Source organism: Methylobacter sp. Wu1, from assembly GCF_036553575.1.
In the GTDB taxonomy this organism is placed as follows: Bacteria; Pseudomonadota; Gammaproteobacteria; order Methylococcales; family Methylomonadaceae; genus Methylobacter.
The window spans coordinates 1-15,029 of the sequence record NZ_JAZHOC010000045.1 but is presented as its reverse complement, the minus strand read 5'-3'; the positions used below and the strand labels follow the sequence as shown (position 1 = coordinate 15,029).

17 protein-coding genes are annotated in these 15,029 nt (G+C 50.9%); 10 read left to right on the top strand and 7 right to left on the bottom strand.

Going from position 1 to position 15,029, the window contains the following annotated elements; translation table 11 throughout:
* Positions 1-436: 436 nt before the first annotated feature.
* On the bottom strand, positions 437-841 hold the full coding sequence (locus V2P20_RS07165) for a CoA-binding protein (RefSeq protein ID WP_331817536.1): 405 nt from the start codon (positions 839-841) through the stop codon (positions 437-439).
* A gap of 116 nt (positions 842-957) precedes the next feature.
* Here V2P20_RS07165 and V2P20_RS07160 point away from each other — a divergent pair, with 116 nt between their 5' ends.
* Positions 958-1,653 carry a metal-dependent hydrolase gene (locus tag V2P20_RS07160; RefSeq protein WP_331817534.1) on the top strand — a complete coding sequence of 232 codons (696 nt, stop codon included), beginning with the start codon at positions 958-960 and terminating at the stop codon, positions 1,651-1,653.
* 295 nt (positions 1,654-1,948) lie between these two features.
* On the top strand, positions 1,949-2,464 hold the full coding sequence (locus V2P20_RS07155; RefSeq protein WP_331817532.1) for a DUF882 domain-containing protein: 516 nt from the start codon (positions 1,949-1,951) through the stop codon (positions 2,462-2,464).
* 19 nt (positions 2,465-2,483) lie between these two features.
* Here the strand turns inward: V2P20_RS07155 and V2P20_RS07150 are convergent, their stop codons facing one another.
* The 3 genes from V2P20_RS07150 to V2P20_RS07140 all read right to left on the bottom strand — a co-directional run bounded on the left by V2P20_RS07150 (position 2,484) and on the right by V2P20_RS07140 (position 5,215).
* Entirely contained in the window at positions 2,484-4,211 is a 1,728-nt protein-coding gene (locus V2P20_RS07150; protein ID WP_331817530.1) for a L,D-transpeptidase family protein, read from the bottom strand.
* A gap of 105 nt (positions 4,212-4,316) precedes the next feature.
* Complete coding sequence (locus tag V2P20_RS07145; RefSeq protein WP_331817528.1) at positions 4,317-4,649, bottom strand: ASCH domain-containing protein; 333 nt, start codon at positions 4,647-4,649, stop codon at positions 4,317-4,319.
* A gap of 140 nt (positions 4,650-4,789) precedes the next feature.
* A complete protein-coding gene (locus tag V2P20_RS07140; protein ID WP_331817526.1) occupies positions 4,790-5,215 on the bottom strand; it encodes a hypothetical protein in 426 nt (141 codons plus the stop codon).
* Between the two features lie 421 nt (positions 5,216-5,636).
* Between V2P20_RS07140 and V2P20_RS07135 the strand changes: the two genes are divergently transcribed.
* Positions 5,637-6,962 (top strand): hypothetical protein, encoded by a 1,326-nt coding sequence (locus V2P20_RS07135; protein ID WP_331817524.1) that lies wholly within the window; start codon positions 5,637-5,639, stop codon positions 6,960-6,962.
* 123 nt (positions 6,963-7,085) lie between these two features.
* Here V2P20_RS07135 and V2P20_RS07130 read toward each other — a convergent pair whose 3' ends face one another.
* Both V2P20_RS07130 and V2P20_RS07125 read right to left on the bottom strand, forming a co-directional pair.
* Entirely contained in the window at positions 7,086-7,817 is a 732-nt protein-coding gene (locus V2P20_RS07130) for a DUF4410 domain-containing protein (protein WP_331817522.1), read from the bottom strand.
* A 489-nt stretch (positions 7,818-8,306) separates the two neighbouring features.
* A complete protein-coding gene (locus V2P20_RS07125) occupies positions 8,307-8,867 on the bottom strand; it encodes an arsenate reductase ArsC (protein WP_331817520.1) in 561 nt (186 codons plus the stop codon).
* 274 nt (positions 8,868-9,141) lie between these two features.
* On the opposite strand from V2P20_RS07125, the gene V2P20_RS07120 reads away from it, so the two are divergent.
* The 5 genes from V2P20_RS07120 (at position 9,142) to V2P20_RS07100 (ending at position 13,636) form a co-directional block, all read left to right on the top strand.
* Positions 9,142-9,522, top strand: a complete 381-nt coding sequence (locus V2P20_RS07120) for a VOC family protein (protein WP_331817518.1) — start codon at positions 9,142-9,144, stop codon at positions 9,520-9,522.
* A gap of 67 nt (positions 9,523-9,589) precedes the next feature.
* Complete coding sequence (locus V2P20_RS07115) at positions 9,590-9,979, top strand: DUF427 domain-containing protein (RefSeq protein WP_331817516.1); 390 nt, start codon at positions 9,590-9,592, stop codon at positions 9,977-9,979.
* 250 nt (positions 9,980-10,229) lie between these two features.
* Positions 10,230-11,612 carry an ethanolamine ammonia-lyase subunit EutB gene (locus tag V2P20_RS07110; protein WP_331817514.1) on the top strand — a complete coding sequence of 461 codons (1,383 nt, stop codon included), beginning with the start codon at positions 10,230-10,232 and terminating at the stop codon, positions 11,610-11,612.
* The gene (gene eutC / locus V2P20_RS07105) at positions 11,609-12,406 is read left to right on the top strand and encodes an ethanolamine ammonia-lyase subunit EutC (RefSeq protein ID WP_331817512.1); all 798 of its coding nucleotides are present in this window, start codon (positions 11,609-11,611) and stop codon (positions 12,404-12,406) included. The genes V2P20_RS07110 and eutC overlap by 4 nt, the downstream gene beginning before the upstream one ends.
* A gap of 183 nt (positions 12,407-12,589) precedes the next feature.
* The gene (locus V2P20_RS07100; protein ID WP_331817511.1) at positions 12,590-13,636 is read left to right on the top strand and encodes a methyltransferase domain-containing protein; all 1,047 of its coding nucleotides are present in this window, start codon (positions 12,590-12,592) and stop codon (positions 13,634-13,636) included.
* 64 nt (positions 13,637-13,700) lie between these two features.
* Here the strand turns inward: V2P20_RS07100 and V2P20_RS07095 are convergent, their stop codons facing one another.
* Positions 13,701-13,835 carry a lipocalin family protein gene (locus V2P20_RS07095; RefSeq protein ID WP_331817510.1) on the bottom strand — a complete coding sequence of 45 codons (135 nt, stop codon included), beginning with the start codon at positions 13,833-13,835 and terminating at the stop codon, positions 13,701-13,703.
* Between the two features lie 41 nt (positions 13,836-13,876).
* Between V2P20_RS07095 and V2P20_RS07090 the strand changes: the two genes are divergently transcribed.
* Positions 13,877-14,056 (top strand): hypothetical protein, encoded by a 180-nt coding sequence (locus tag V2P20_RS07090; protein ID WP_331817508.1) that lies wholly within the window; start codon positions 13,877-13,879, stop codon positions 14,054-14,056.
* Positions 14,019-15,029 (top strand): transposase (locus V2P20_RS07085; protein WP_331817506.1); only part of this gene is annotated, 1,011 nt, incomplete at its 3' end. The genes V2P20_RS07090 and V2P20_RS07085, both read left to right, overlap by 38 nt.

Sequence of the window (15,029 nt, the reverse complement as noted above, 5' to 3'; positions counted from 1 at the left end):
CCCATTTATTTAGGCTTTTTTGAATTTGTGCATAACGCCAGAAAACGCGGTAAAGCGTTATTAAGTTCACTGTTGGAACTGATTATCAGCTAACTCCCCGGAATCCATTATGAGCCATTGTATATTGCTCTCGTTCAGGCACAAAAAAGCAGATCAAGTTTGATAAAGTTATCCACATTTTCTGTGGATAACTTTGTGAGTAACTTGAAAATAAATTCGCTAACTAGCCACTTTTAAAGTCTTTTTATCAGATTGTTCAGCTTTTGAACAATTATCCCAAATTTGAATCATTATTCTTATTTATCAATGAGATAAAAATGTCAATACTGTCATTTGATATGATTTTGTCAGTTAAATAGTGATTGACAAGTAAAATAATTGGCCGCAAAAAATCGCTACCCTCAGCTGTGGGAAAAATAACTTTGACAACATTCTGTCAAGTTTTATTTCTTGAAATAAATCGGGTTTCTACCATGATGCACGCCGCCAGATAGTGAAACCGGTTTTGTTGTAAAAAATCCATGACTGCCGGGTTGGCTGTACCCGGTTGCAGCCAGACATTCATCAGACCCAGATCAAGGCATTGTTTTAACACAGCCAGGGTGACTTCTGGCGGGACCACAAAGTCGACGATTGTCGGTTTCTCGGGAATTTTGGCTAGTGACGGATAGACCAAATCCCGCTCTACCACTTGCTTGTTAGGGTTGACCGGAAACAATCGGAAGCCCTTGCGCTTCAGATCTTTATAAATGATATTGCCGAATTTGGCGGGATTATCGGTGGCGCCGACAATGGCGATTGTCGTATCGGGATGTTCCAGGAGTGAAATCAGATCCGGCATAAGCGCTCCGAAAAAGTCAGGGTTACGAATAATTGTTGAGCCAAGTTGCCATATACACAGATATATGATGTCATACGCGCCTTTTTGTTCTGATAATCAGGAGATCATTGCTTAGTATGGCGGATTTTAAAGCCCATGTATTCATCGCCGCTGCTGCCAGCAGTGGCGCCGCCCTGGTTGCTGCTAATGTGCAGCTGATTGATGGCGCCGATGCGCCCTGGCTTATTTTTTTAGGCATAGTCGGCGGCATGCTGCCTGATATCGATGCCAGCAATTCCAAACCGGTCAAGCTGTTGTTCAATGTTTTGGCCTTATTGGGCGTGTCCGGCGTATGGATGGCATTCAAGGATAGCTATGTTCAACAGCAGTTGTTGCTGGGCGTTGTGGCCACTTATCTGGGGATACGTTATGGCTTGTTTTTCCTGTTTAACAGTTTTACCGAGCACCGCGGCGTGTTTCATTCATTATTGGCCGCCGCGTTTTTCGCCTGTTTAATGACCTGTATCAGTTTTTATTTCCTTGAGTGGGATATCTTACACGCTTGGCTGAACGGCTCGTTCATAGCTATCGGCTTTATTGTGCATCTGTTGCTGGATGAACTGTACAGTGTCGATTTATCCAATACCAGAATAAAAAAATCATTTGGCACGGCGTTGAAATTGTTCAGCTATAAAAATATTCCAGCCTCTGTGTTAATGACAATCTGTACGATAACGCTTTACTGGCTGGCGCCGTCGCCGGCGCCTTTCCTGAAGGTTTGGCAGGCAGCGCACTGGAATCAGTATTTAACGCAAGCGAAGCTTTGTCAGTAAAATAAGAAAACGCTTCAGGTTTAATTCCGAGCCTGTTGATATTTAATAGACTATACTTTTTGAATATACGAAAACAGTGGCTCAATTTGTGGCTTAATTGTCAGATAACTGCCAAATACAATAAAATAGCCGCTTTTTGGACGTAACTCCGGTATTTTGGTTTTTTTAAAGTATCGGTAGCGGATCAGTGTTATGTCTGTATGGTTGTTATCGATCCGCGCAAGAGGAATCAGTAAAAAATATGTCAACAATCGATAAATCTCAGAGTCAAATTAATCGGCGAAGATTTTTACAGATGTTAGCCTGCGGCTCATTAGTTGCAGGTTTTCCCAGTCTCGTTGAGGCTTCACCAAGAAAGTTTTTTCAGTCCGCCCGAAACCTCGCTTTTTTAAACACCCACACCGGCGAAAGATTAGCATTAACTTATTTTGAACAAGGCCAGTATCTTTCAGATGCCTTGCAGGAAGTGAATTATCTGCTGAGGGATCACAGAACCGATGATGTCTACGACATCGATACGGCGTTGCTGGATCAGCTTTACAATCTACGGACCATGCTGGGCGTAAACAAACCGTTCCACATTATTTCCGGTTATCGCTCGCCTTATACCAATGCGCTGTTGCAGGAGCGGAGCAGCGGCGTGGCCACCCACAGTCTGCATATGCAGGGCAGAGCCATCGACATTCGTATTGAAGGGTTTAATACCAAGCATTTGCGTAATGCCGCGATTGCCATGCAGGCCGGCGGGGTCGGTTATTACCGGCGTTCGAACTTCGTACATCTCGACACGGGCCGGGTCAGAACCTGGTAAATTTTAAGCGGCTGTTTTTTTATTCAGTGAGGACGGCAGTATCGGCTGTTTTCTTTTGAACCGGATTGGCTAGCGCCTGGATCAACGGATTATCGAGTCCGTATATATCCTCGAAAAATAACACCTGATCATTAGTAGCCATTGCCGTGGCATAGAAAATAATGACCGGGATGGGATTGTCCAATGGGACGTATCTGGGATTGTCCCGACGCATGGCATTGCTGATTCTTTGACGATCCCAGCCATCCTTGGATTTCAGCACGAATTCGGCCAATGCTTCAGGGTCTTCGACCCGAACGCAGCCATGACTGAAGTCTCTTCTTGCGCGATTGAACAACCTTTGGGTAGGCGTATCGTGCAGGTACACATTGTAATCATTCGGAAACATGAATTTCACATTGCCCAGCGCATTCAAACGGCCGGGACGCTGTCTGACTTTTAAAGCGCCTTGACTTAAAAGATTTATCGTCTCGCCATTGACTGCCATCACGGTTGCATTCGGACCGAAGGCGTTGACCAGTTCCATATTCTGGCTGGCAAGATAAGACCAGTTCAGGCGCAGTTTAGGCAGCAATTCCTCCTTGACGATGCTTCTCGGCACGTTCCAGTAAGGTCTGAACTCAAGAAATTTCATGTTGGCCATGAATACAGGCGTCTGCTTGTCCAACGATTTGCCGACGATCACTTTCATGTTCAAAGGCGGCGCCGTTTCCATGCCGATCGATTCATAAGCCCATAACTGGAAAGCAGGAATATTGACGATAATCAGCGAACCTTCTTTCAATCTGGGCAGCCAGCGGAATCGTTCCATGGACAGTTCAATTTGCCGGACCCGGTCAGCGAGGGGCACATTGAGGGCGGCGACTGTGCTTTTGCCAATGACGCCGTCACCGCCAAGCCCGTGCCGCAGTTGAAAATTCCTGACGCCGTCGGCCAGGGCGTCATCATAAAGCTTGCCGCTTTTCGCGTCGAGGGGTTCCGCCGGCTCAGCCATGTCGCCCAAAGCCGTCAGCAGCTCGCGCAGAAATACCATTTGCGAATCATGTTGGCCCGGCCTTAACATTTGCGTAAACGTGAACTGATGAAAAGCATGTGTCCGGGCGAGCTGCCGGTATTTGGACAAGGCTTCTTTTAAATGCCGGTAGACAGGCATGACAGGCTCAACCTTGGCAACGAGTTCGGACGGTTTTTTCTGAACGGCGGCTTCCACAATCAAGCCGGCAAGACTGATCTGCTCCAGGATAATATCGGCGCCCAGTTTCACATTATGAGTTTTGACCTGACCGTAATGCAAGTCAGAAAGATAACGCAGCAGTGCTATATTCAACGCCGTATCGTACAGTGCCAGGGCCTGTAGCGATGCATTCTGGCCGGCCTTGATCTGCAGCCATTTCTGGGCAAGATAAGCCGCATCATAATTCTGCGCATCCAGGCCGTTTTCTTCTGCATTTGCCAACAGCGCTAATACATCATCCACCTGGCTGTCTAAAGCGCCGTTCTTTAACCAGATCAATTGATAGTTATTCAACTGGTACAGCGCCTGAATGTCTTCATGCTGGTCATAGATGTCATTATGCAGCAGGTAGGGATGCCGGTTTGAAGTCATCAGGGAACTGATGACTTCAACCAGCACGGGATCGGTTGTACCTTCTGCCGAGCGGGACAAGGGAGAAAATATCAGCCCCAGAATAAACCAGACAATGACCGTCCATTTGTTGTAAACGTTCAGATTACCTGGATGAATCATATGTAAAAACATTTAGTATGACAAACTCCATAAAGATGATGCGCAGATTTAGGCGACTCGGTTATTGCCGGAGTTGCACATAAATGTGAAAAATGCCGACGTAGACTAATCGTTGCGTTTAAAAGAATGGACCCAGACCAGACTGTCATTGTTCCAGGTCATGCCGGCGTGCATTCTCAGGATTATGTCTTTATAAGCGTCAAGATTCGGATAGCCTTCGGCTTGCGCATCAGCATCAGTCATATCGCCCAGGCTTTGGCGCTCCACCGCCGTAACGGTAAATGTCGTGCCTTCCAGTTCAAAAGATTCCCCCGGATAAGCGTAGATGCCATCACGGCGCTGTTGGGTCTTTTGCCCGCTCAGTGCGGCGGCAACCAGTTTGGGGTGGGTTACGAGGCGGTCAATATGGCAGGTTTTCTCAGGGTAATTGTTGTTCATCAGGTAATCCTTGGCTTAAAAAGAAGGATACGATACCTCAACCTGATGATAATCAGAAATAGTTAATGGCAACTGCTCAGAAATCTGAGGCAATGACGAGGGCTTGATTGCCAGGCGGCTGATGCCAGCCGCCTGATAACTTATTGTTTGGTTTTGGGTTCCGGCTGCATCATTTTTTGATGTTCTTGCCGCAATTGCTGACGATGTTCCATCATCTGATTATGATGGGCTTTTATCAGATCAAATTGTTGTTTTTTCAATTGTTCTTTTTTGGCGGGATCCTTTTCTTTCAAAATTTGATCGGAGAGCTCATGCATCTGCAGCATATGCTCCTGCATAGAACGGATATGCTGATCTCTTTGTTCTTCGGTCATGCCGCCCATGCCTCCGCCCATCATGCCGCCCATACCTCCACCCATCATGCCGCCCATGCCTCCCCCCATTCCGCCCATGCCCTTTCCCATGCCTTGGGACTCGGGTTTGTTCGTGGGTTCGACGGCGGAACTCATCATGCTGTAGGAAAATAACAGTAAAAAAGCAGCCATCAATTGATTGATATGTTTCATTGGTAGTCACCTTGTAGTGGTTTGGTTTTAAGCAAAAAAACATACTCAAAAAATTAGAAACACTGCCAGAACCAAAAGTTCCTTTCGAAGAAGGCTGCAGGAACTTTATCTCATGCTTCTTCTTTCATGAGCAGAGCCGTGTTAGCGGCCGCGTTGGCGTATCAAAAGTATCTGGCAGGACAAAATGCCGGTTGCCGCATATGCCGCATTGCAGTTCCAGAAGTATTGGACTAAAAGACAAAGCGCCGGCTTATGACGTGCAATAAATAAACATCATGCAGAGCCTCTTACGTACGCTAACGTACAGACAGCGCTCTGCTCTTAAGAGTAAACCTAGGATTCAGATTGATGGGATAGAGGGTGGTATTCTTTTCTCTGATGTTTATATCCCAATTTCTCAACTAAGAAATGGAGATTATTCATGAAACAATATTGGAAATACATGTTGGCAATTCCCGTATTGACCGTTTCCGTATTAGCCGGTACGGCCTCTTCCGATGACAATCATCGCACGCTCACCAAACTCGATAAACAAATTAATAAACAAGCGCAGCAAATGCTGGATGACGGCAGAGAGATTTTTCGTCGCGATACATTCGGCGACGAGGCCTTCTGGGGCGATACGCTGAAATTGCACCGGGCAATCAAGGGCGTCAGATTCGGCGGACTAGGCCCGGGCGTGAGTCCGAAGGCTGCGCTGGGAGTCGGCCTCAAGGTCGATGTGGATGCGCTTCCGGCCGACATCCTATCCAGCCTAAAACAGGGCCGCGTAAACCTCGATGATCCGGCAAGTACGCTTGAATTGCTGCGCCTCAATGCCGTCATCGGCGTCAAGGGCTTCTTTACCGGAAATGACCTGAGCTCAATCGGCATACAATGCGCGCTCTGTCATTCTACAGTGGACAATTCACTGGCGCCCGGGATTGGTCATCGGCTCGACGGCTGGGCCAATCGCGATCTCAATGTCGGCGCGATAATCAGTCTGGCTCCTGACCTCAGCGCGTTTACAACATTGCTCGAAGTCGACGAGGAAACGGTGCGCAAGGTGCTGGCGTCTTGGGGGGCCGGAAAGTTTGATGCCGAGCTTGTCCTCGACGGCAAAGCTTTCCGTCCGGATGGCAAGTCGGCCGCTACGCTCATTCCGCCCGCATTTGGTCTGGCAGGCGTTAATCTGCACACCTGGACCGGTTGGGGTTCCGTGCCGTACTGGAATGCCTTCGTCGCCGTGCTGGAAATGCACGGAAAAGGCACCTTCTTCGATCCGCGCCTGAAAGATGCCTCACAATTCCCGATCGCGGCCAAAGCCGGTTTCGATGATGTGCGCAATGAGCCTGATCTCGTCAGTTCAAAACTGCCGGCATTGCATTTCTATCAACTGGCGATTCCCGCGCCAAAGGCGCCGCAAGGCAGTTTCAATCCATCCGCTGCAGCCAGCGGCAAACAGGTTTTCGAAGACAAAGGCCAATGCGCAACCTGCCATGTGCCGCCGACTTATAGCGAGCCGGGATGGAACATGCATACTGCCGAAGAGATCGGCATCGACGATTTTCAAGCCAACCGGTCGCCGGACATGCGCTATCGCACTGCGCCCTTGAAAGGCCTGTGGACCCACACCAAAGGCGGCTTTTACCATGACGGGCGCTTTGCCTCGCTGCTCGACGTGGTGAATCACTATAACAACCATTTAAAACTGGGGTTAACCGATCAGGAGAAAGCAGACCTGGTCGAGTATCTGAAATCGCTTTAATTCTGATCCTGCAATAAGCCTTGGCCTGCCCGGGCTTATTGCAGCCTTCACCGGCTGAGCTTGTGCTTTCGGAAATGTATAAAATGCTCTGCCGATAAACAGCGATCAACTGATAATTTGATTCTATTGGCGTGCCTGTTCTTTAAATTTTTGTGTATGCTTCAGAATCTCGTTGACAATCTGTTCGGCGGTTTTTTCGATATCCTTTTCCGTCGCGTTTTTCTCCATGACAAATCTGGCAGCGGCCACATAAGGATTCGCGGTGACGGCAGCGCCGGGCACTTTTTTGGGATCTTTGATGGTGCCGAATAGGATAAAAGGCGTTTGCGGCTGCGCGCTGGCCAGATTGCTGACGCCGACCTGAACGTTCATGCGGGTCGCGCCGCGGCCAAACCCGATTACGGCTCGTTTGATGCGGTTGCCCTCATCGACTTCGGTAAATATGCCCTGCAACAGCCAGCCGTCGCGCGGCAGCGTTGCCTGCGCGGACAGGCGTTGAGCGGTGAAGCCTTTAGTCCTGAGATTCCTGATCAGGCTCTGGCTCATGCCATTAACGATTTCCCTGGCCCGCGCTTGAGGATCCGAGACTGCCATCGGGTGCGGCAATCGCTGCCCGATCTGTCCTAGACGCCCACCGGGCAGAACGCCTCCGACGCCCTGGTCGCCTTCGATGCGCTGTGCGTCAAGGATAAAATCGCTGACATAAACTGTTTTGGGCAGTTCGGCCGGCCATTGTCCTTTAACCTGTTCATCGCGGATTTCAACAGCGCCCAGTACATTGCGGGAATCGGTACCGCGGTGCATCTGACAGCCCGCACTCAAGGCCATCCAGCCTATCAGGCCCACAAAGTACATACTGAAATTGCGGCTTGCCATAGCATTGTCTCGCTAATTAGATAATGGATCGGACTGTCTTTATAGCATTATATCGATCCGTTTAAAAATCCACAGGGCCGAGAGCGAGCCAGGGCATTCGCAAGCTTTAAGTCTCTATCCATAAACTGCGATTGAAACGCGATTTAGAGCAGATGAAAAATTGTCCCGCTCAGATTGAATAAAGTAAGGCAAACGGAGCCGATAAAAGCGCTAACTCATTCTTACGAAGTGTGCAGTGGCCCGCATACCTTATCAATAAGCATCAATGCCTATTATTGCCAGTTTCAGTTTGGCGTTCGACTATCAGCCCTGGAATGAGTAAATTGCCGAGGTCTAATGGTTAAAAAGAAATTTTACTTAATATCGTTTGGATCAAACCTGACACCGATGGTCTTAGTTCGGCCACAAAATGCCCATTCATAGGCGAGGCAAGGCCAAGCGTGCCGGGCTTGCTTTGCGCGGCATAGCTCATTGATCGCTTTGCATTGACTTCGACCGTGACGCAACTGATTTTATTTTGTGAAAGATATTGTCCCTTCCGCGAAAGATATCTTCCATTTCTCGTTTGAAAGCCAGTTTATTAAAATTGGCGCGTGACATTTCTGATAGTATTCGCACGCGATTCATGAGGTAAAGAAACACCTTCTCAAATGCCAGGCGCTTTTCTTCATCGCTGCCTTGCACGGCTGCGGGATCTTCAAATACCCAGCACATGGTAATTGAATCGCCTGGCCAGACCGGCCAAACTTCATGTGCCATGTCATCGCATATTGCGATAACGAAATCCATTTTTGGCGCATCAGGCGCCGAGAATTCATTCCAGCTCTTGCTGCGCAGTTCATCGGTTGGATAATTCATTTTCCGGATTTGTTCGATGGCAAACGGATTCACTTGGCCGGTTGGCTGACTGCCGGCGCTATAAGCATTGAAGCGGCCTTTGCCAAGCTTATTGAACAGCGCTTCTGCCATGATGCTGCGCCCCGAATTGCTGACAGATAAAATCAGAACGTTATAAATTTTATCGCCCATAACTAATCTCCAAGGTTAGCAATCATCGTGTCGCCTTATCAGCGGCATTTTTACTGATAGTGTTTGTCTCTACAGGAACATTAACAGGCAAGTATTTCATTATGATTTAGACAGTCAATGCCTGAAGTAAGTGAGATTAATTTCAGTGACTGTCAGTCAAGTCCAGAGTTTCACGATCCATGCCGACGCTTGATAGCGCCATTCTATCGGGTTGAACTGCCCGGCATTCGCCGCGGTCACTGAATTAGCAAACTCGATGTCAGAGGGCATCCCTATGAGCATACAACTCAATCACACCATCGTTTCTTGCCGCGATCAGCAACGTTCGGCAACATTTCTGACAGAGCTCCTTGGGCTGCCGGCCCCGAAACCCTTCGGACCGTTTCTGGTCGTTGAACTCAGTAACGGCGTTTCGCTCGACTTCTACGAGAGGGACGGCAAGATCACGCCGCAGCATTACGCCTTTCTGATCAGTGAAGACGATTTCGACCGAATCTTCGGCCGCATCCGCGAGCGAGGGCTTGAATACTGGGCGGATCCCGGCCAGCATCAGGCGGGCGAGATTAATCACCGTGACGGCGGCCGCGGGGTGTATTTCGAAGACCCCGATGGCCATCTCCTCGAAATCATCACCCGCCCTTACGGCGGGGGCTAGGCAGGCGAACCGCAAACGCGATTCTTTCAGCGGCATCAATACAAACAGCATTACTCAGGAGGTCAGTATGAGCAAATCACCCGGCCACCAGAAATGGCCTGATCATAAAGTCCAGGAAAAGCGTCTTGATCAACCCGTTCAGGTTTCGATCAACGGCGAGGTGATCGCTGATTCGAGCAATGTCATTCAAGTCGACGAAGACCAGCATCCGCCTCGCTATTATTTTCCCCGTTCCGATGTCGGCATGGACAAACTGGAGCGGTCAGATACCGTGACTAAATGCCCGTTCAAAGGCACCGCGCATTATTACCATCTCAAGCTTGGCGGTCAGGTATTGGAGGATGCGGTCTGGACCTATGAGGAGCCTTATGAAGAGCATCACGCATTGAAGGATCGGCTCGCTTTTGATGACGACAAATTTCCAGAAATTCATATTGCGCTGGAGCCTAAAGCGTAGCCGCTCGAATATCGTCCGTGCTGGCTCACATTAGCTTCAGATACGCCCAAAAGACCGTCAGGCAGGATCGGCGAAATTGTCACATTTGCATCATATACTTGTCATATACTCGAAAGATTATTAAATGACTGAGCGGTAGGCTGGATTGATAAACCCAGCATTTCGGCCGCCCATGCTGGGTTTCCGCTAAGCTCCAACCCAGCCAACACAGGCTAAATGACAAAGCGAATATGGGAAATCGGGCCAGAACATGAACTATGCCGCGACCGTACAGGGCAGGAGTTTTAATTTCCGCAATTTAAAGACCTTGATGGCCAAGGCTTCGCCTCGGCGAGCGGCCGACGAACTGGCAGGCCTGGCGGCGGATTCCGAAGTCGAGCGGGCAATTGCCCAACGGGTGTTGGCTGAAGTGCCGTTAAAGGCATTCATCGAGGAACCCCTGATTGCGCCGGAACACGATGAAGTCTCCCGGCTGATCCTGGATCGGCATGATGATGCAGCCTTTGCGCCTGTCGCGGCGCTGACCGTCGGGGAATTCCGGGATTGGCTGTTGGCGGATAGCGGCGATTTGTCGGCGCTGGCGGCCGGGCTGATGCCGGAGATGGCCGCTGCCGTCAGCAAGATCATGCGTAATCAGGACCTGATCGCCGTGGCCCGCCGTTGCCGGGTTGTCACTTGCTTCCGCGACACCATCGGTTTGCCTGGGCGCCTTTCCACCCGTCTGCAGCCGAATCATCCCACGGACGATCCCCGCGGCATCGCCGCCAGCATTCTGGACGGCCTGCTTTACGGCAGCGGCGATGCCGTCATCGGCATCAATCCTGCGACTGACAATCTCGATAATGTCCTCATCCTGCTGAACCAGCTCGACGAGATCATCAGCCGCCACGAAATTCCGACCCAGTCCTGCGTGCTGTCCCACGTTACGACCAGCATGGAGCTGATGCGGCGCGGCGCCCCGGTGGACCTGGTTTTCCAGTCGATTGCCGGCACCGAGGCGGCCAACTGCAGTTTCGGCATCGATCTGGCCCTGCTGCGGGAAGCCAAGGCCATGGCCGAATCACTGGGGCGCGGCGGCAACCATCTCATGTATTTTGAAACCGGCCAGGGCAGCGCGCTGTCTGCAAATGCCCATCACGGCGTCGATGCCCAGACCTGCGAAGCGCGGGCCTATGCCGTCGCCAGGGAGTTTTCGCCGCTGCTGGTCAATACCGTCGTCGGCTTTATCGGGCCTGAATATCTTTATGACGGCAAGCAGATCATTCGCGCCGGCCTGGAGGATCATTTCTGCGGCAAGCTGCTGGGATTGCCGATGGGCTGTGACATTTGTTACACCAACCACGCCGAGGCGGACCAGAACGATATGGACAACCTGCTGACTTTGCTCGGCGTTGCCGGATGCAATTACATCATGGGCATTCCGGGCGCAGACGACATTATGCTGGCCTATCAGAGCACGTCCTTCCATGATGCGCTTTACCTGCGGCAAGTGCTGGGCTTAAGGCCCGCGCCGGAATTCGAAGCCTGGCTGGACAGGATGGGCATCTTCGACGGCCGGAACAGTTTGGCAGACAGCCGCGTTGCCGCGCCGTTGCTGAGCCATTTTTTAGGGTTTGCAGGCACACAGGCATGAACGATCCATGGCATACATTGCGCCGGTTTACCCAGGCCAGAATTGCTCAAGGCCGGTCCGGCTGCGGACTGCCGACCTCGGCTCTGCTCGATTTCCAGATCGCCCATGCAGCGGCCCGCGACGCGGTGCATCAGCCCTGGGCGATCGATCGCTTCGCGAAGGAGGTCGAAGTACTGGGGCTGGAAGCGCTCAGCCTGTCTACGCCTGTCGCCAGCAGGGTGCACTATCTGCAACGTCCCGACCAGGGACGCTGCCTGGATGAAGCAAGCCGCCGGCTGCTCAAATCACGCACCGTTGAGGCCATCGATGTGGCTTTGATCATCAGCAACGGCTTGTCGTCGACGGCCGTGGACTGCCATGGCCTGGCGCTGCTGCGGACGATTATCGATACCTATCAACGCAGCTCTCTGCGCCTCGGTCCGATCTGCCTGGCGGCCAATGGCAGGGTGGCGCTTTCGGATGAAATCGGCGCACTGCTCAATGCGCGCCTGGCTGTGATCATCGTCGGCGAAAGGCCCGGGCTCAGCGCCGCCGATAGCCTTGGCATCTATTTGACGTACGCGCCGCGGGTCGGTAATACCGATGCCGAGCGCAACTGCATTTCCAACATCCGCCCGCCTGACGGCCTGTCCTATCAGGCTGCGGCCGCCAAACTGGCGTATTTGAGTCAGGAAGCATTGCGCAGGGGGCTTTCAGGCGTACAGCTCAAGGATGATATGCCGAAATGGCTGCTCGAACCCGACGATTCCACTCCAGGATCAAAATCAATAATTTCGACAGCTGCTTTGCGATAAGAAAAAAGCTGTCGAACCTTGATGCCACATCACTCAATTTTTTGTCTATTCATTTGCGCATTGCATACAAAATATTTTGCAAACCGCTGTAAGAAATTTTATTTTTAACGAGTCCGCAACTAAACACGCAATGGTCTTTCCATTCTTTTGCGTCCTCAAAACCGCTTTATACCCGGAGCCTACATGACCGATGCCGCCATCAGTGAATCTGTACAAAATTATTACGGTGAAGTGCTTAAATCCAGCCAGGATTTAAAGACCAGCGCCTGCTGCACGCTGGATGCCATGCCTGGACATCTGCGCCCGCTGCTTGCCGATCTGCACCCGGAAGTGGTTGAGCGTTTCTACGGTTGCGGCTCGCCGCTGCCTCCGGCGCTTGAAGGCCGTGCCGTATTGGATTTGGGCTGCGGTTCCGGACGCGATTGTTATTTGCTGTCCAGATTGGTAGGCGAGACAGGGCGAGTTATCGGCGTCGACATGACGGCGGCGCAGCTCGATGTCGCCAGGCGACATTGCGATTGGCATGCCGAGCGGTATGGTTACGCCCGCTCCAATGTCGAATTCCTTCAGGGGCATATCGAAGATCTCGCGGCTATCGGCATGGCCGACAATTCTATCGATGTGGTGGTGTCGAATTGCGTTGTCAATCTGTCGCCCGATAAAAAACAGGTATTGGCGGAAATTTTCCGCGTGCTCAAACCCGGCGGCGAGCTTTATTTTTCCGATGTCTATGCCGACCGGCGCATTCCGTCCGCGCTCAGGCTGGACCCGGTGCTGTTGGGTGAATGCCTGGGCGGGGCTTTGTACTGGGAAGATTTTCGCCGCATCATGCAGGAGCTTGGCTGCCCGGATGTCCGCACTATCAAGAGTAATGCGATCACGCTGGATGATCCGGAGGTCGTGGCCAAAATTGGCATGGTCAATTTCCGCTCGGTAACGGTCAGGGCTTTTAAAACGCCGCTGGAAGACCGCTGCGAGGATTTCGGGCAGGTCGCCGTCTATAAAGGCACATTGCTGGAATCTCCTCACTTTTTTGATCTGGACGATCACCACCATTTTGAAACCGGCCGGCCCTTGCGCGTCTGCGGCAATACGGCCGATATGCTCGGTATGAGCCGTTTTGCCGAGCATTTTGAAATCTGGGGCGATAAATCCACGCATTTCGGCCTGTTCGATTGCGCACCGCCCAACAAAAGCCTGTCAATTGAATCCGGGACGGCCTGTTGCTGATGCCTGAGCGACTGGAATCAGTTATGGCTGATTTCAGTTCCGAAACATTGATTAAGGTTATTGATCAGGGATAGATCAAATTTTGGGTGGCGAAGCCCAGCGATTGCGCCTGATCAATCAGGGTTTGCAGGGTTTTCTGGTCCAACTTAGGCGTGCGCGACAGGATCCATAAGTAGTCGCGATCATATTCGGCAATCATGGCGTAGCCAATACTTCGGACAGTTTTAATGGAGAAGAACCATGAGCAAACTCTGGGATAATACGGTTTCTGACATCGAACAACCCCAGAAATCAGCTCATGGAAGGAATAGTAAACTCAGTTTTAAGCTCAATGTCCAGCGTAAAAAAGCCGCAAAAACTATTTCTGATGAGATTGTTTTCAGTGTTGAGATTGTTTCAAGGCAAGGCGACGTTTCGTAACCTAAGCCGTTACAGCGACATGCATGAAAAACGGTTTTCGCGTTGGTCCCGTCGAGCCTTTGATTTTGCGCACTTCAATGCCCGATTACTTGCTCATGAATTGCCCAAGGATCACGAACGGATAGCGGCCATTGATGCCAGTTTTATGAAAAAAAGCGGAAATCATACCGAGGGCTTGGGCTACTTTTACCATAGCCAGGCCGGCAAAGCGGAAAAAGGCTTGGAGATTTCGCTGATTTCGCTCATTGATTTGGATGCCAACACCGGCTATGCCATTGATGCCCGACAAACGGTGGATGTTGAAGAACAGAGCCGGGTAGACCTCTATGCCCGGCATTTTCGCGAGGTTGCCCCGGCGTTGAAAAAGGCTTCAATCCGCTATCTGGCCGCCGACAGCTATTACAGCAAGGTGAAATTTATCGATGCGGTTTGCGAAGAAGCGTTTGACTTGGTAGGCAAGCTACGGATCGATGCGGACTTGTACTGGCTCTACCCAGGCGACTATAAAGGCTGTGGACGCCCGAAAAAATATGACGGAAAAGTCGATATCGTGTCCGAGAAAACCCGTTTTGACTCTCACCTCACACTGGAGGACGGTATCGACCTGTACAGCCAGGTGGTCTATTGCAAGCGCTTTAAGCGAAACCTCCGGGTGGTCCTGCTGCATGCCAGGCAAAAAGGCAAAGAAGGTCATGCGCTTCTGTTCTCAACGGATGCGGCGCTGGATCCTGTCAAAATCCTGAACTGCTATAAAGCGCGCTTTCAAATCGAGTTTTTGTTTCGGGATGCCAAACAATATACCGGACTCATGGATTGCCAGGCTCGCTGTAAAGAAGCGATACAGATGCAGGCCAATGCGTCGTTAACAGCGCTGAATCTCTTGAAGCTTGAAGATCGACGTCAGAAACAGACGACACAGGAAACGGTGATCTCCATTGCTTCCTGGAAACGTAAGAAATTCAATCAACACTTG